Annotated in this window: 15 protein-coding genes and 1 pseudogene; 8 read left to right on the plus strand and 8 right to left on the minus strand. The window is 64.4% G+C overall.

Annotated features, from left to right (window positions below):
• Positions 1-9: 9 nt before the first annotated feature.
• The 7 genes and pseudogenes from JGU72_RS29935 to JGU72_RS29965 form a co-directional block, all read right to left on the minus strand.
• The gene (locus tag JGU72_RS29935) at positions 10-1,047 is read right to left on the minus strand and encodes an MCE family protein (RefSeq protein ID WP_199687950.1); all 1,038 of its coding nucleotides are present in this window, start codon (positions 1,045-1,047) and stop codon (positions 10-12) included.
• Positions 1,044-2,370 (minus strand): annotated as a pseudogene (locus JGU72_RS29940) (MlaD family protein). Before JGU72_RS29940 ends, JGU72_RS29935 begins: the two are co-directional and overlap by 4 nt.
• 3 nt (positions 2,371-2,373) lie before the next feature.
• Complete coding sequence (locus JGU72_RS29945; RefSeq protein ID WP_374101175.1) at positions 2,374-3,243, minus strand: ABC transporter permease; 870 nt, start codon at positions 3,241-3,243, stop codon at positions 2,374-2,376.
• On the minus strand, positions 3,240-4,085 hold the full coding sequence (locus JGU72_RS29950) for an MlaE family ABC transporter permease (protein WP_307828672.1): 846 nt from the start codon (positions 4,083-4,085) through the stop codon (positions 3,240-3,242). Before JGU72_RS29950 ends, JGU72_RS29945 begins: the two co-directional genes overlap by 4 nt.
• Positions 4,086-4,191: 106 nt before the next feature.
• Positions 4,192-4,839, minus strand: a complete 648-nt coding sequence (locus JGU72_RS29955) for a TetR/AcrR family transcriptional regulator (RefSeq protein ID WP_199687952.1) — start codon at positions 4,837-4,839, stop codon at positions 4,192-4,194.
• A 108-nt stretch (positions 4,840-4,947) separates the two neighbouring features.
• Positions 4,948-6,468 carry an alkaline phosphatase family protein gene (locus tag JGU72_RS29960; RefSeq protein ID WP_199687953.1) on the minus strand — a complete coding sequence of 507 codons (1,521 nt, stop codon included), beginning with the start codon at positions 6,466-6,468 and terminating at the stop codon, positions 4,948-4,950.
• A gap of 100 nt (positions 6,469-6,568) precedes the next feature.
• The gene (locus JGU72_RS29965; RefSeq protein WP_199687954.1) at positions 6,569-7,546 is read right to left on the minus strand and encodes an MOSC domain-containing protein; all 978 of its coding nucleotides are present in this window, start codon (positions 7,544-7,546) and stop codon (positions 6,569-6,571) included.
• 163 nt (positions 7,547-7,709) lie between these two features.
• Between JGU72_RS29965 and JGU72_RS29970 the strand changes: the two genes are divergently transcribed.
• From JGU72_RS29970 to JGU72_RS29985, 4 genes are read left to right on the plus strand one after another with little or no spacing between them, the layout of a single operon-like run.
• Entirely contained in the window at positions 7,710-8,030 is a 321-nt protein-coding gene (locus JGU72_RS29970; protein ID WP_199687955.1) for a hypothetical protein, read from the plus strand.
• A gap of 1 nt (position 8,031) precedes the next feature.
• Positions 8,032-9,444 carry a hypothetical protein gene (locus tag JGU72_RS29975; RefSeq protein WP_199687956.1) on the plus strand — a complete coding sequence of 471 codons (1,413 nt, stop codon included), beginning with the start codon at positions 8,032-8,034 and terminating at the stop codon, positions 9,442-9,444.
• 12 nt (positions 9,445-9,456) lie between these two features.
• Entirely contained in the window at positions 9,457-9,765 is a 309-nt protein-coding gene (locus JGU72_RS29980) for a hypothetical protein (RefSeq protein ID WP_199687957.1), read from the plus strand.
• Between the two features lie 2 nt (positions 9,766-9,767).
• On the plus strand, positions 9,768-10,067 hold the full coding sequence (locus JGU72_RS29985; RefSeq protein WP_199687958.1) for a hypothetical protein: 300 nt from the start codon (positions 9,768-9,770) through the stop codon (positions 10,065-10,067).
• 25 nt (positions 10,068-10,092) lie between these two features.
• Here the strand turns inward: JGU72_RS29985 and JGU72_RS29990 are convergent, their stop codons facing one another.
• The gene (locus tag JGU72_RS29990; protein WP_199687959.1) at positions 10,093-11,388 is read right to left on the minus strand and encodes a chloride channel protein; all 1,296 of its coding nucleotides are present in this window, start codon (positions 11,386-11,388) and stop codon (positions 10,093-10,095) included.
• A gap of 192 nt (positions 11,389-11,580) precedes the next feature.
• Here JGU72_RS29990 and JGU72_RS29995 point away from each other — a divergent pair, with 192 nt between their 5' ends.
• The 4 genes from JGU72_RS29995 to JGU72_RS30010 all read left to right on the plus strand — a co-directional run bounded on the left by JGU72_RS29995 (position 11,581) and on the right by JGU72_RS30010 (position 15,791).
• A complete protein-coding gene (locus JGU72_RS29995; protein ID WP_307828673.1) occupies positions 11,581-12,576 on the plus strand; it encodes an AraC family transcriptional regulator in 996 nt (331 codons plus the stop codon).
• 120 nt (positions 12,577-12,696) lie between these two features.
• Entirely contained in the window at positions 12,697-13,875 is a 1,179-nt protein-coding gene (gene acmB, locus JGU72_RS30000) for a methyl acetate hydrolase AcmB (protein ID WP_199687960.1), read from the plus strand.
• Between the two features lie 72 nt (positions 13,876-13,947).
• Positions 13,948-14,622 (plus strand): phosphodiesterase, encoded by a 675-nt coding sequence (locus JGU72_RS30005; RefSeq protein ID WP_199687961.1) that lies wholly within the window; start codon positions 13,948-13,950, stop codon positions 14,620-14,622.
• 26 nt (positions 14,623-14,648) lie between these two features.
• Positions 14,649-15,791, plus strand: coding sequence for an amidohydrolase (locus JGU72_RS30010; protein WP_199687962.1), 1,143 nt, complete (start codon positions 14,649-14,651; stop codon positions 15,789-15,791).
• Positions 15,792-16,046: the final 255 nt, after the last annotated feature.

Genomic DNA, 16,046 nt, shown 5'->3' on the forward strand with positions numbered 1-16,046 from the left:
GGCACCCGTTCACCTGCAGATCGCAGAGTATTTAGGCGACCCGCCAGGCGTGGCGAGCGCAACGATCGTCGGAAACAGCGGGTGCAGTACCGGCAACAGGCTGACGTAGGCGTCGCAGAAGTACATGTTCATGTACGTACCGTCTTGCATGATTCGTGCGAGCCCCTTGAGGAGTAGCGGCAGGTTGGCGCCCAGATACGCGAACCTGTCCTGATTCTGGACGACGTGACTCGCGAATCCTGGTTCGCGCGTCAGCAATTCACGCAGATCGGGTTGGACGTCGGACACCACCGCCGCAATCTGGCTCGTCACCGCCGCGATGCCGTCCAGCGATGTGGTGAGCGAGTCCTTCTTGCTTGCCAGGGTCGAGAGCAGCGCACTGGTCTGATCGATGACGGTGCGGACATTGCCGCTCTGTGCCGCCAGATTTCCCACAACACCGTTCAGGTTGGTGATGACCGCGCCGAGGACCTCGTCACGACCGGCAACGGATTCGGCCAGGGCCGACGTCTGGGCGATCAACGATGTGATCGAGCCGGAATCACCTTGCAGGGCAACGATGATCGCGTTTGTGACGTTGTCGACCTCGTCGGGGTCCAGTGTGCTGAACAACGGCTCGAAGCCGTTGAGCAGCGCGGTGACGTCGAAGGACGGTTCCGTCCGCTCGACTGGAATCTGGTCGCCGTCCGACAGTGTGCTCGGGTCTCCGAACTCGGCGAGCGACAGTCCGAGATAGCGTTGCCCGATGATGTTCTGGTAGACGATCGATGCCTTCGTGTTGCCGTACACCGGCTGGTCGGCCTCGACCTTGAAACTCACATCGGCCAGCACACCCGACAATTCGACCGAATCGACGCGCCCAACTCGCACGCCGGCCATGCGGACGTCGTCGCCCGCCTTCAGACCGGTCGCATCGGTGAACAGGGCGGAGTACTCCTTGGTCGACCCACCGATGCCGCGGTTCAGAGTTGCAAAGACCATCCAGGTCAGCACAGCGGAGATCACCAGGAAAAGGCTCAGCCCGATAAGCGGCTTGCGATAGCTCACCTGACACCTTCTTCCGGCGCCGGTGCAATATCGACGACAGTCCCGCGCACGAGCGGACCGAGCAGCAACTGCGCTGCCGAACTCACGTCACCGCCGAGGATGCGCCCGAGCAGTTCGCGCTCCTGCACGCTGCCGAACCGGTCCGACGCTTCCGCCGAGCCCGAAGTTGCTGCCCACCAAGCTCGGCGGCGGTACGAAGGTGCGCGGGTCGAGCGACGGCGGAAGTTGCGGCAGCGGCATCGAAGTCGGCGCCGTGAAGCAACTCGGACCGGCCATCTGACCGTAACGCGGGCAATCGGCACGCGTGTACTGCCGAAGCGGGCTGAACGAAACGATGACCTTGACCGTCGGCTTGTCGGTGTTGCCGAAACCCTGCGTCACAATGCTTTGCGACAGCAGCGGAATCCGGCTGAACGCAGGCTCCAACTTGCCCGCGTTGTCCGCGACAGTTCCGACCACCGGCGTCAGATCCGTTGTGATGCCCACCAATTGGTCGGTGTTGTTCTCGAACGCCGTCGCGATCGTGCCTGTGGTCTGCTGACCCGCGGCGAGGAAATTCATCAGCTCCGCACGCTTCTCGGCCAGCGTGCGCAGCGGCACGACGGCGTTGTGCAGTGCGTCGACCAACTCGGGTGCCGAACCGTTCAGGCCGACAACCGCCTCCGATAGGCTCTGGATCGTCGACGTTCCGACGCCGGGTCCGATGAACGTGTTGAGCTCGTCGACGATTCGCTGCAGCTGCGAGCCTGCTGTCACGAGCGTGTCGCCTTTACGGTCCGTCGCGTCGGCGATCGACACCAGAATTCCGAGGTTGCTGGTGGGATCGGCTGTGCCCAGAGCCTTCACGACGTCGCGCAGCTTGTTCAGCGCCGATTGGAATTGCACCGTCGGCTGGCTCCGGTCCTCGGGAATCTCGGCGCCCTGCCGCAGTTGCGACCCGTCGCCGTTGTCGACGAGCTGCACCGACGAAACGGCGAATACGTTGGCGGGCACCACACGCGCTGCTACCGCGCTTGCGACCGAGTCGGCATAGTGCGGAATCAGGTCGATATGAACGTAATTGGGTCCACCCTCGGTGCTCGGTGTCACCGATGCGACCGACCCGACGATCACGCCGCGGTACTTCACGTCGGACCACGCGGGTAACCCGTCACCGATATCGCTGAGCGCTGCCGTCACCTGCACCTTCTTGTCGAGGTCCCCGTTGGATTTGGCGACCATCAACGCGATCACGGCCGCGCTGACCACGATGAAGATGAACCCCCGCAAGAACAACTGCTTGATCGACGGACCGCGGCCGTCGGTATCGAACGAAATCGCCACTGCTCAGCCTCCGAACCGTGCGCCGGAGTTGAACCCCCACAGAGCCATCGTCAGCAGCATGTTGGCAACGAGCATGACGGTGATGCTCGCTCGCATCGCGCGGCCCGCTGCAATGCCGACGCCCTGCGGCCCACCGGACGCGTAGTAGCCGTAGTAGCACTGGATCGTCGTCGCGATCAGCACGAATACCACAGCTTTGATCACCGAGTAGAGGATGTCCACCCAGTTGAGCGTCAGCGCGAAGTAGTGCATGTACGTGCCTTCGGACCCGCCACCCGACAGCGCGACGACGAGCTGCACCGAGATGTAGTTCATAGCCAGGCACACGACGTACAGCGGGACGACCGAGATTGCCGACGCCACCAACCGGGTCGTCACCATGTACGGAATCGGCCTGATCGCAATCGATTCCATGGCGTCGATCTCTTCGGAGATCCGCATCGCGCCGAGCTGCGCGGTGAAACGACAACCCGCCTGCGCCGCGAACGCCAGCGCCGCCATCACGGGAGCAAGTTCACGCGTCGAGACGATCGAGGTGATCATTCCCGTCGCGGGCTCGAGCCCCAGAAGCTTCAGCGCGTTGAATGCTTCGATACCCACGATTGCGCCGGCACTCGCACCCAGCACGATGATGACACCGGCGGTACCACCGCCGACGACGATGGATCCGTTGCCCCAGGTGATGTCGGACTGCACGCGCAGCAGTTCCTTGCGGTAGTGCCGAAGCATGATCGGAATCGAGCCGACCGCGCGCAGGAAGAACGTGATCATGTGGCCCATGCGCGTGATCGGCCGCGTCGCACCGACGAAGCCCTGCAGCAGCGGCCGGACGAACGGCGCGACCGCCGGTGGGTAGTAGCGACTCGCCATCAGATTCCGTGCCTCGGGAAGATCAGCACGTAGAGCTGGGTCAGGACGACGTTGACGATCATGAGGAGCAGAATCGACGCAACGACAGCCGCGTTGACCGCGTTCGCGACACCGGCCGGGCCGCCCTTGGTATTGAGTCCCTTGTGGCAGCCGATGATCGCGACGATCGCACCGAAAATTGCCGCCTTGATCAGGGCGAGGACCATGTCACCGACGGTCGCGAACGAGGCGAAAGTGGAGACGAAACTGCCCGGGGTTCCGCTCTGGACGAAGGTGTTGAACAGGTAGCCGGCGAGGAAGCCGACGAAGCAGGTCAAGCCGGTCAGTGCGATGCCGACGACGATTCCGGCGGCCAGCCGCGGCACCACCATGCGGTGCAGCACCGACACACCCATGACTTCCATCGCGTCCAGTTCGTCGCGAATTTTGCGCGAGCCCAAGTCTGCGCAGATCGCGGAACCGACCGCCGACGCCATGAGCACCGCAGCCACGAGCGGAGCGCCCTGCTTGATGACTGCAAGCCCACTGGCGGCACCGGCGAGCGAGGTCGCACCGACCTGACCGGCGATCAACCCGAATTGAATCGACAGCGTGACGGCGATCGGAATGGTCACGAACAACGTTGGGACGACGGCAGTTCCGGCCATGAACGCGGCCTGCTGCACGAATTCACCGAACGGAAAGCGACGCTTCGCGATGTCGACGAACATGTATTGGAACGCGCGGGCGCCCAGCATGAACTGGCCGCCGAGAGTCTCGAGCGATGCAACGGGATGCCGCTTGACGTACCCCTTGCTCCACTCTTTTACCTCGTCGACCGCGACCCGGTCGTCGGAAGCAACCACTGCTTACGCTCCCCTGCTCGGACGGCAATCGCCCGAACGATACCCCGCCCGATCCGACGCATGTATACAAACCCTCGAATCTGCATACTTGGCCGACCGAGGACGCCTAGCTGCCCTCGAACACCGGTTCCGGCGGCGGTGGCTCGCGGAGCAGAGCGGGCAATACGAACGTCCGCACGTAACGCCGGACGAGCTGCGGGTTTCCCAGTCCGGGGATTGCATCGGCGAACAATCCGAAGGCAATTCCGAGCAGATACCGAGTGGCGTCGGCCGGGTCGAGGCCGGGTCGCAGTGCATCGAGGAAGGTCTGGAAATTGCCCGCGATAAGCGCGTTGAGTTGCTCCGGCAGCACCGGCGCGCCAGTGATCAGGTCACCGACCGACCACGAGTCGTTCGGCAGAAGCAGCCGGCGAATAACGGGCTCGCGCTGCGCTGCCGTGGTCGCGTAGACGAAGGCCTCGGTCACCTGGTCGCCCGGATCGGCACACGTCGCGACCGCGGCGGCAGTCTCGGCGAACAGTCGCTCGACACACCGGACGAGCACCCCGATCAGGAGTTCGTCTCGCCCGGAGAAGTTGCGGTACACCACAGTCCGCGTCACGCCGGCTTCCTGCGCGACGCGAGCCATCGTGACACTCGCACCGTCCACGGCGACGCAACGCTCCGCTGCACGAAGCAGGCGCTCGCGCGAGCCCATGCCGAACGGACGCGACGTCTCGTGGCCTGTGGAAGGCAGATTGTTCGAAGCAGTCATGAATTGGCAATTTCGGGACGCAGGTGCACCGGACCCGTCAAAGGTAGCCTGCGTCAGTATGGAGATGCGGACTTCGGATCCAGTTGCGCTGCGGCGGAAGCGATTCGGCTAACCGCTGGGCCGCGGTCGCGTGCCTACTTCCTGGCGCGGCATGAATTGCACCGCCGGCACCTGAGGTGCCGGGAGTGTCGATTGTGCGAGGGCCTCCTGCAACAGGGGCCACGTGTCCGGCAACGCCGGCACCGACAGATCGGGTGTACCGGAAAGGTTCAGGGCGCCCGTCAGATCGCCGCAGGTCTCGCGACGCCACGCGGTGAGGTTGGGCACCTCGACCCCGAATCGGGTTTCGAGGAAGCGCAGTATCGACGTGTGGTCGAACGTCTCGCTGCTCACATAACCGCCGCGGGTGAAGGGTGAGATCAACATTGTCGGCACGCGCGGTCCGAGACCGATGGGACCTGCCATACCGGTGGCCTCGGGCCTGATGGCCAGGGCCAGTTGACTCAAGTACTCACCGGGCGTCCCGGGAGGTGCCATCGGCGGCGAGACGTGGTCGAAGAACCCGCCGTTCTCGTCATAGGTGAGGATCAGCAACGTCTTTCGCCACACCGCGGGGTTCGACGTCAGTGCCTCGAGAATCTGCTGCGCGTAGAAGGCACCACCGGCGGGTAGCACGGAGGCGTGCTCGGTCGTCCACGTTGGGCCGACGATCCACGACACCTGCGGAAGGTTTCCGCTTTCGACGTCGCGGCGCAGCTGTGCCGGCAGTTGGCCATCGGAAATAGTCGATCTGCCACGTCGGAAGAGTTCGGTGTTCTCGTCCTGGTACTGCACGAAATGATCGAGCATATTGCAATCGAAATCGTCGTGCTCGCGGTACAGGTACCAGTCGATCCCCGCGGCTTGCAGCCGTTCCGGGTAGGTCGTCCAACTGAATCCAGACCGCAAGTTCGCCACGTCCGGTCCGCCGTTCAATGCGTCGGGATCGATCGTGGCGGACATGAGATAGAGCCGGTTGGGATTCGTCGGCCCGATCACAGAGCAGAAGTACCTGTCGCAGATCGTGAACGCATCAGCGAGTCCATAGTGGAAGGGCAGGTCGTCGCGGGTGAAGTAGCTCATCACTCGCGCACCGCCGTTGCGCACCGCGTCCGGGTGGCCACCGATGGCAGCCGAACCCACATCCACCGGGATATGGCTGACGACGAAAGCATCGTTCGCCCCGCCCGCGACCGACCAGTGCTGCGCCTGCCAGGTGTGATCGACGTCCGTCAGGTTCTGCGCCGACGACGACCGGACACCGAGGCGCCACGGCAACAGGACACCACCCGACCCGTCGGGTACGAATGGATCGAACTGCTCGAATGCGGATCGACCGGTCCGCAGGTCGCGCGGCACATTCGGATCATCGAATCCGATGACACCCGAAAGGGTTCCGAAGTAATGGTCGAAGGACCGATTTTCCTGCATCCAGATGACGACGTGCTCGATGTCGTTCAGTCGGGAACCGAGGGGGGCGGCCTGCGCAAGAGTGGCGCGCGCGGCAGGCGACAGCGCGGCGAATGCGGCAGCACCGCCGAGTAGTCCGGCGCCGCGCTGCAGGAACTGTCGCCGAGTCCAGTCCGTCACGGCGCACTTCCGGCATCATTGCGGGCCATGACTGTGGATGCTAGCGACCGAATTGTCCGAGAGATAGTGAACTCGATTTTCGGTTCGCCCATAGTCCACCTCACCCCGGCATGATCTTGCTGCCCGCACGCACTGCGTTGCGCTTGAGACGGGTGGCCAGACGCGACACGGACGACTCGACCACCCCCTGTCGGGACGGGGCCTCGAACGAAATTTCTTCGCCCTCGTGCACCGCGCCCTCCGCCACCACGTCTGCGTAGACACCCAAACAGCGATCGGCATGCCTCGAGACCGTGCGCACCACGCTGGGGTCCGCATCGAGCCCGAAATGCTGCTGTTCGCGGAGCGGCATCGAGCAGCGAACGGTCGGGATTTCGACGCGACAAGCGACCTCCTTCCCGCGCAAGACGCCGCCCAGCCACCCCTGTTCGGCCAGTCCCTTCGCCGCGCCGGTATCGATAAGAATGTTCGGACGGAATCGCCGCGAATCGAAGTCCCCCGACGGTTCATGAGCGCTCATCGTTTGGAGGCTCGCGGTCGTGAGGAGGTGAAGCGGGTAAGCGTCGGCGAAGATGCCCAGCGGGGTGGCATACAGGGCGAGTTCGGCGAGTTTGTGAATCGGGAACATCGACAGATCGGGTAGGTTGCCGCCGTCCTCGATCGCGAACTGGCTGCGAATGTCCTTCTTACTCGGGCGAATTCCGCGGTAGGCAGACTTGTCGTCCGTCCGCGGCAGTGGCACCAGCGCCACGTTCTTGCCAGTCAGCTCGCACAGCCGAGCATCGACGCGTTCGCGGTCTGTTGTCGTCGCCTCGGTGGAGTCGGGGAACGTGACGACGACGTCGGTGACGACGCCGGGTCCAGCATTGGGCGGTGGCTCGCTGACGAAGCGCGCTGAACACCCGAGCAGCACCGGCAGCCGCCGGGCCGTGGTGATGGTGCCGAGGTCGAGATCACGTACCGCCCACAGCCGGTCGGCGTGGACCGCCCGCTGGTCGATGACGGTCGACCGCAGCCGCTCACCGCCCATCGACTTGACGGGGTAACGCCAGAGCTCCGCGATCTCGCCGACGATCATCCACCTAATCTACGCAGGTAGGTGCTCTTTCGGCGCACGGCGGCTGCTCGAACGACCCGACAACGCAGTCTCCGCACGACTCGGGCGCTGTGCTACCTTTCGACCGGATTTGTAGTTACCGTGCGATGCCCCATGGGGGTTGGGCCGCCCGGAGGGGGAAATCGTGGCGTTGCAAGTAGATCCAGACGGCCTTCGTGCCGCGGCGGGAGTTTTGGCGACGCTTCCGACCGTGATCGACGGGGCTCCGCACCTCGGTGCAGCCCCGCTCGGCGCAAAGCTCACGGGATCGCTGGTCGGCGCTGCGTCGAGTCGGTCCGATCCAGCCAGTAAACAAGCCAAGGACGCGCTCAAAGCGCGATTCGACCTGTATGCCGCTGTCCTTGCGCTCTGCGCCGAAACCTACCGCGGCACAGATCTGGACGCTGCCGCACAGCTCAGCGCAATCGGGGATCTCAACTCCACCAACGTGACTGGGAACAATTGACGTGGCAACGCCAGGTCAGGTACGCAACTGGGACGTGTCCGGATTGCAGTCGGTTGCGGATCGTGCGACACAGATTGCAGACGTCGTGTTCGCTTCGGCAGGAAAAATGCACTCGACGATTCATGACGACCTCGTCTGGCAAGGCGACGCCCGAATCGCAGCATGTGATGCAGCAGACCGAGAGCAAGCACAGATGCGAGCGATCGCGGTTGCCTACGATCACCTCGCCGCCGCATACAGTGGAGCCGGCCGCGACATGACCTACCCGCTCGCCGAAATCAAAGCGATCCTTCGGAACTACGTCGCGCCGCCGGTTACGGTCGCCGACGATTGGACAGTAAGCGGCGTCGACGACTGGGATTCCGAGGCGGGACTCGCGCTCCTGCGATTGAGCGGTCTGGTGTCGAGCTTGCTCACTGCGGACTCGGAGTGGGGAACAAAGATCAACGCGGCCAACGACGAACTTGCCGCGATGGCGCCGACCGCAGCCATCGATTCGGCGCGCACGCAGATCGAACAGGACAAGGCACGTGATCGCCGGACCGATCCCGTCCGAATGCGCACTTCTGCTGCCGCCTTTCAACAGGCCTTCGGCAGGCCGCCGCTCACCAGCACGGACTGGGCTACGGCGGAGGCGCTGAATCCGCACAGCTTCGACCCGAAGTATCAGAATGTCGATCCAGCGATCAAGGTGGTGCGGATTCAGCCTGTCCCTGGTCAGGGCGTGGTTCGCGCGGGCCAGTTCATCGAGCAGGCAGATGTCACGAACCCTTTCATGGGCGGCGATTCTGCCAACCCATTCGCTCGCAATCGCGGCGACAGCCGCGGACCGGACGCTAATTTCGATCCAGAGCACACGCGAGTGACGACCTACGTCGACTACGAGAACGGCATCGTCGTCATGCGTCAGAACCCATCGGTTGTGCAGAACAGCGATGGGACACCGGGCGAGGTACAGGTCGGCACTCCAGAGGGATCTGTCTGGCAGAGCCAGAGCGGTGCCGTCCGCATTCAGTACGACGCAGCCGATCCGTTCGAACCCGAAGCGGCAAAGAGGGCGGGATTCACGGTCAACGGCGACCTCGTCTTCACACCCGGGCCGAATGGCGTCCACGTGGACGGGACTCGAACCGACTACCCATCACTCGAGGTCTATCAGGACCGGCCGGACAGCGCAGTTCGGACAGTCGTGATAGATCGCGCTACCGAGGGTCATTCCCTCGGCACGCTGGACCTGATAAACCACCACGATCTCGGACTCGGCGACGTTGCGTTTCGGCCGTGGGCGCAGTCCTGGAACTACGAGTACGACGTTCCGGGATCCTTCCTCCCGGGAACTGGATTCGGCACACCTGGCAACGCACCCACCGCTGCAATACCAGACGAACCGGTCCACACCGGCCCGATGATCTAGGAGCAACCGACGATGTTGACCGAACCGATTCGCGACCAACGTTTCTGGGCGTACGCGACGGCGCTGACCGCAGTCTTCTTTGTCGCGGAACTCCTCCTCTTCGGCGCCGCCGTAGCCTTGACGCCGGAAACCGCGACTGCGTTCTCGCCGCTTGCTGCGGCGATCACAGCTCTTGTCGCAGTTGCGGTCGCGGCCTTCCTGCAATGGCGCACAAGTGGTTTCGCACAGACGACTGCGATTGCAGCTTCCACGACCGCCGCGCTATGGTGCGCGATCGCGGCGACACTCGGCGTGATCGACCTCGTGAGCGGCCGGGGCTGACGATGACCGAACAGCCGACCGTCCCACCGGCGCTCGCGAGCGAATGGTTCGGACCGCGCTCCCCCTACGCCGTTGTCGCCACGTTGTTCGTCAACGTGACGCCGGTGCTGGCGGTACCGATCCTCGGTGTCGTCGCCTTGCTGATTCTCGTTCCTCTTGAACTCCTCGCCGCGGCTGTGCTCTGCCGCGCCGGCGGCAACTCGCGAGAGATCGGCACAGGGGTGACCGTCGCGGTCGTGACCGGCGCGTTGGTCCTGGTTGCACTCGCGGCAGCGACCTTCGTGAGCGAGAACGTCTTCTGACCCGGCGCCCGCGGCCGTACCTGGGTCAGTCTTTGATGATTTCTTTCGGCTCCGGCTTGCGCAGCACCGCCCGCGCCCACGGCGGACGTCCACTGACGACCGATGCCGTCACGACCGCGATCATGATCGGCACGAGCAACGCATTGCCGCTATGGGTCAATTCAAGGACGAGAACCATGGCGAGCAGAGGTGCGTGATGGGTGCTCGCCAGAAAGGCTGCGGCACCGATGAGCGCGTACGCGCCGGTCGGCGCATCCGTCCACATCATCGACCACAGCTCACCTGTGAGCGCTCCGAGCAGCGCACCCGTTGCAATCGAGGGCGTCAGAGTGCCGCCTGTCGCCCCGCTTGCCAGGCACGCGGCAGTGACGATCGGCTTGAGCACAACCAGCGCGACCAACATGGGCACGAGGAAGGCGCCGTCGAACGAGAGTTGAGCGGGCCCTTTGCCATTGCCGAGCAGCTGCGGAAACGCGATCGACAGAACACCGACCGCTGCGAAGACGGTCGTCGTCAGAAGTGGCAACCGCCAGCCGGTCGGCGAGTGTGACTGCGCGAGATTCATCAGCCGCGTGAACAGACCGGCGCCGGCACCGGCCAGCGGGCCGAAAACAATGGCGAATACGAGCAATCCGGCGGACATCTCGAACGGCTCGACAATGTAGGTGGGCTTGTCGGAAAGTACGCTCCATGCGACGGCTGTCGCGATCGCGGACGTCAGCACCGCCGCAAGAACATCGCGGATCGCGAACGAGACCAGCAGGACCTCGAGGGTGAAGAGCGCACCCCCGAGCGGAACGTTGTAGACCGCAGCCAATCCGGCACCCGCACCGCAGGCCAAGAGCGTGCGCTGCTGTTGGACAGGCAAACCCGCACGATGCGCGATCCACACGCTGATCGCCGCGCCGAGTTGCCGCGGTGCACCTTCACGGCCGATCGAGCCGCCCATTCCGACAGCCACGACCTGCAGAACGGCGTCGATGGTCGTGGTAGGCAACGGAAGTCGCGGGTCCTGCGTACCCAGCACGCCCGTGACCGTCTTCACCTTGCGACGGCTGCGCAGCCACCACCAACCGAGACCCACGATCAGGCCGCCCAGCGTCATCATGACGACACGACGAGCGCCCGATGCTCTTTCGACACCGACTTGGAAGGTCTCTTCGGTGTACCCGTACGAAAGGTGTTGCACCAGATGGAGAAGCAAAGTGAGTGCTCCGCCACCGACTCCGGCGCCCACCCCGGCGAGCACGACAACGACCAATAAGCGGCCGAGCTCTATCCGCGTCGCGGGAGCAACCGGTTCGAGCTCCTGCTCAGGCACGCCTGCCACCCCGGCCGATCGACAGCCTCGCCATCGCCACAAACCTCCAGCCAGTCGAACCGAAACGAGCGCGCACCCGAAGATATCCCGTTTGGAATGCCGACGTCGTGCAATACAACTCGCAGTGCAAAACAGGCAAAAACTGCCCGTTCAGGCAGTCCACACCATGCCTTCGGATCCTTATGCTGAGGTGTGTCGTTCGACCTGGATCCGAGAACCGCCGCGCAACGCGAGTGCGGTGGCAGCCACGTCGACGACTGGGACGAGATCAAGCAGTGGTCCGACGAGGTGTACATGCCGTACGTCGTACGACCGGTCGGGCGGGCCCTCACACCGGCGTCGAGCATGTTCTCGGCGAAGATCGCCGACATGACCCTGACCCGGTTCTGCTACGGAATTCCGGTGACGATCGGCGACTTCGCTCCCGAGGCGGGCAACACGATCGTCTTGACCACAATTCAGGGCTGGACCCGGCATTCGGTAACCGCGAAGTCCGGCGTCGAACTCACCGCTGGCGGAACGTTTGTGGCGGACTGCAGTCGCGTCGACTATCGACTGGACACCGACGCCGACCATCTCCAACTCAACCTGACGATTCCGCATCGACTGCTTGCCGACCTGGCACTGCGCTGGTGGGGCCGTGTTCCCGACGATCGGTTGTGGCGGCACAAGTGCGCGATCGGAGGCCCGGGTAGTGCATGGCTTGCGCTGCTCGAGTACGCCGTTCGCACGCTGTCGGCCGCGCCGCAACAGGTCGCCACCGGACGCGTCGGCGCAAATCTGCAAGAACTCATCGCGTCGCAGCTCCTGACCGACTGGGCCGCCAGCGCCGCCGTGGACCTCGAACCGACGACCGTCGAAGCGCCCGGCTACGTGCGGCGGGCCGTGCGCTATATCGACGAGCACGCCGCGGACCTCCCGACCGTCGGCGATATCGCCGAGGCCGCCGGTGTGAGCGTCCGTGCGCTATCCGGCGCGTTTCGCCGCTACCTTTCTGCGAGCCCGCGAGATTACCTGCGAGAACAGCGATTACAGGGTGTTCGGCGGGAATTGCTGTCGCCGACTGCGACTACGGTCGTCGATGCCGCGGGTGCCTGGGGTTACGTCAACATGGGCATTTTCGCAGCGTCGTATCGGCAGCGCTTCGGCGAGAACCCCGCCGATACGCTGCGCCGCACGTCTCGGTGACGAAGCCGACAACAACGTGCCGACTGCAGACGGCCACTGCCGATTGCAGACGTACCGCCGCTGCCGATTCCCCTAACTTCTTCTCCTGCAATGACTTCTATGTCGACGGGAGAACCTCTCATGAACCGGCTCGAATCGCAGCTTGGCACAGTTCTCGACGCGGTGACCCGCGCTGAAACCGACTCCGAGCGCGTCCCCGGAGTGGTCGCGATGGTGACCGACCGCTCGGGCACGCTCTTCGAAGGCGCCGCTGGGCGTCGCTCGCTTGCCGCGGACGACCCGATGACGGTCGACACCGTCTTCGCGATGTTCTCCACTACCAAGGCAATCACCGGGACCGCCGTTCTGCAGTGTGTGGAAGACGGTTTCCTCGATCTGGACGCGCCTGCCGCCAACTACCTACCCGAGATCGGGAAGCTCCAGGTGATCGATGGTTTCGATGCGACGGGAGAACCGCAGCTGCGAGCGCCGAAACGAGAGATCACCACTCGAATGTTGCTGCTGCACACAGCAGGCTTCGGCTACTCGTTCTTCGACGAGACTTACAAGCGGCTAGCAGACGGCGGCAGCCCCAGCGTCATCACAGCGACGAGGGAATCGCTGCACACACCGCTCTTGTTCGATCCGGGCGACAAGTGGCAATACGGCTCGAACTTGGACTGGGCGGGACTTGTGGTCGAAGCGATCCGCGGAGAGCGGCTCGGCACCGTCATGGCCGAGCGAATCTTCGAACCGTTGGGAATGACCGAAACCGCGTTCGTACTGGACGATTCGATGAACGCGCGTCGTTCGACGATCCACCAACGCGCAAGCGACGGCACCTTGACGCCCACCGATCTCGTGTTGCCGCAGAACCCCGAGGTACACATGGGCGGTCACGGGCTGTACTCGACGGTCGGCGACTACACGAAGTTTCTTCGAATGTGGCTCAACGACGGCGCAGGCGAGAACGGTCGGGTGCTCGCGGCGGATACGGTCGGGCGCGCGGTTCGCAACGGCCTGGAAGGCCAGTCCGTGACAATGCTGCCCGGCGTCATCCCGGCGCTCTCTCACGACGCGGAATTCTTTCCCGGACAACGGAAATCATGGTCATACACGTTCATGATCAACGACGAGGAGGCACCCACCGGTCGACCGCCGGGTGCACTCGGGTGGGCCGGACTGGCCAACCTCTACTACTGGATCGACCGGCGCAACGGCATCGCCGGGCTGTGGGCTACGCAGATCCTGCCGTTTGCCGATCCCGCGTCCTTCGGCGGCTACCTCGACTTCGAGACGGCGACATACCGCTGCATCTGAGTTTGCCGATCCTCCGTTCGGGGCAATCGGTTGTCGATTCGACACACGACACCGACCGAAGGATTACCAACGATGGATCTACCGGCACGTGCTCTGCAAGTCGCGTTCGACGTAGTCGCCCGTGTGCGCAGGGCACGAGTGTTCCATCCCGACGGAATCACGTTGTCGGGCCGACTGCACGCCGAGCCCGAGTTCGAGGCGCTGTTCGGGAGCGGTGAGCGGGCGGTGATCGCGCGCTTGTCGAAGGGAACGGGGCTCCCGAGCGCAATTCCCGATGTTCTCGGCCTTGCGTTCCGGGTCCTCGACCGCGACGACAAACCGTGGGACTTCGCACTGGCGACGACGGGCACGGGAACCGCGAGCCGGTTCCTCATCACACCCGCCCGGGGATGGGTCAGCGCGCGGTACGGAAGCCTCATGCCGTACCGACTCGACGGGAAACCGGCGTGGATATTCGCTGCACCTGATAACGGTCAGCCGGCGTCGGCCTCGCTGGGTGCGATGAACGATCACCTCACGTCGAGCGCAGTGACGTTCACGATCACCGCGCGGGGTGTGCGAGGTCCGGCGCGACCGGTCGCAACGATCTCACTGAGACGAGCCGACCTTGCCGAACGCGACATCGTCGACTTCTTCGACCCGATGGAGAATCACCCAGCAGATGTCGAACTTCTGCCGAAAGCGGTTGCCAATCTTCGCGAGCTCGCTTACGAAGGTAGCCGCCACGGGCGTGGCCCCCAGGCTTGACCAGCCACGACGAAGGATCGCACGCGATGGAGGTCGACGAAGATCAGCTGATCGCATGGCGACGCGATATCCACGCGCACCCCGAGTTGGCGTTCGCCGAACATCGGACGACGGCACTCGTGCGCGGTTGCCTCTCCGAGCTCGGTCTGCAACCGACTCTCCTGCCCCGGGGAACTGGTTTGTGGTGCGACATCGGGCCCGACGACGGTGCGCGCGTCGCACTTCGCGCCGACCTCGATGCGTTGCCGATTCCCGAATCGACCGGGCTGAGTTTCGCGTCGACCGTCGCTGATGTCTCACACGCGTGCGGTCACGATGCGCACACCGCCATGTTGCTGGGCGCCGCGACCGTGCTCGCGACAAGGCACCGGCCACCCCCGGTTCGGCTGATCTTTCAACCCGCCGAGGAGACAATTCCGGGCGGCGCACTCGCCGTGGTCGGGTCCGGCGCGATGGCGGGCGTCTCGAAGATATTTGCGCTGCATTGCGACCCGCGTCTGGAGGTCGGCAAGCTGGCTACCCGTGAAGGACCGATCACCTCGTCCAACGCGTCGGTCACCGTGCGACTCACCTCATCGGGCGGGCATACGGCACGGCCACACCTGACGGGCGACCTCATCCACGCGACCGCCGTCCTCATCACCGGTCTGGCGTCCGTCTTGGATCGACGCCTCGACGCCCGGACCGCGACCGTCCTCACCTGGGGAAAGGTCGCTGCAGGAAATGTGGGGAACTCTGTGCCCGAATCCGGTGAAATCGTCGGCACGCTGCGCAGCGCCTCACGCGAGACGTGGACTTCGCTGGAGTCGTTGATCCGGGATACAACCGATCAGCTTCTGGCGCCGTACGAGGTCCGCCACGAGGTCATCTACGACCAGGGTGTTCCACCCGTCACCAACACGGTCGAATGCGCCGCCGACCTGCGCGTCGCGATCGAACACGTCGTCGGTCCGGACAACCTGCGCGAGGCCCAGCAATCCAGCGGCGGCGAAGACTTCGGCTGGTACCTCGAACACGTGCCCGGTGCCATGGCACGCCTCGGAGTGTGGGACGGAACGAGCCCGATCCAGGACCTGCATCAGCCGAACTTCGTCCTCGACGAGCGGAGCATGGCGTTCGGCGTCCGGACCCTGGTCGCCCTGGCGACCGGCGAGTCCGGCGGCATCTAGCGCGCAAGCCCCGACCGCACACGCCCCTCCCGTCCCACGCCGCACACACCCGTCCCGTCCTGCGCCGCACCCGCACCTCCCGTCCCACGCCGCACACACCCCACCCGTCCCACGCCGCACCCCGGCTCCGCGGTCGCACCGACTTGGGTTCAGGGAGTGATTGCAACACTGGAATTTCTCAGGAGTGTTGCGTGCATCTTTCACGGTTGCGGTCGGTTGTCGATCGGTACTGGTCGTTGGTCGGCGACGGCGTGC

Source organism: Antrihabitans auranticaus (genome assembly GCF_016481275.1).
Lineage (GTDB): Bacteria > Actinomycetota > Actinomycetes > Mycobacteriales > Mycobacteriaceae > Antrihabitans.

Excerpts from the sequence above, each read along its gene's own strand:
- JGU72_RS29955 (WP_199687952.1), bottom strand. The coding sequence starts at position 4,839 with ATGACTGCTTCGAACAATCTGCCTTCCACAGGCCACGAGACGTCGCGT.
- JGU72_RS29965 (WP_199687954.1), bottom strand. The coding sequence starts at position 7,546 with ATGATCGTCGGCGAGATCGCGGAGCTCTGGCGTTACCCCGTCAAGTCG.
- JGU72_RS29980 (WP_199687957.1), top strand. The coding sequence starts at position 9,457 with ATGTTGACCGAACCGATTCGCGACCAACGTTTCTGGGCGTACGCGACG.
- JGU72_RS29985 (WP_199687958.1), top strand. The coding sequence starts at position 9,768 with ATGACCGAACAGCCGACCGTCCCACCGGCGCTCGCGAGCGAATGGTTC.
- acmB (WP_199687960.1), top strand. The coding sequence starts at position 12,697 with ATGAACCGGCTCGAATCGCAGCTTGGCACAGTTCTCGACGCGGTGACC.
- JGU72_RS30005 (WP_199687961.1), top strand. The coding sequence starts at position 13,948 with ATGGATCTACCGGCACGTGCTCTGCAAGTCGCGTTCGACGTAGTCGCC.
- JGU72_RS30010 (WP_199687962.1), top strand. The coding sequence starts at position 14,649 with ATGGAGGTCGACGAAGATCAGCTGATCGCATGGCGACGCGATATCCAC.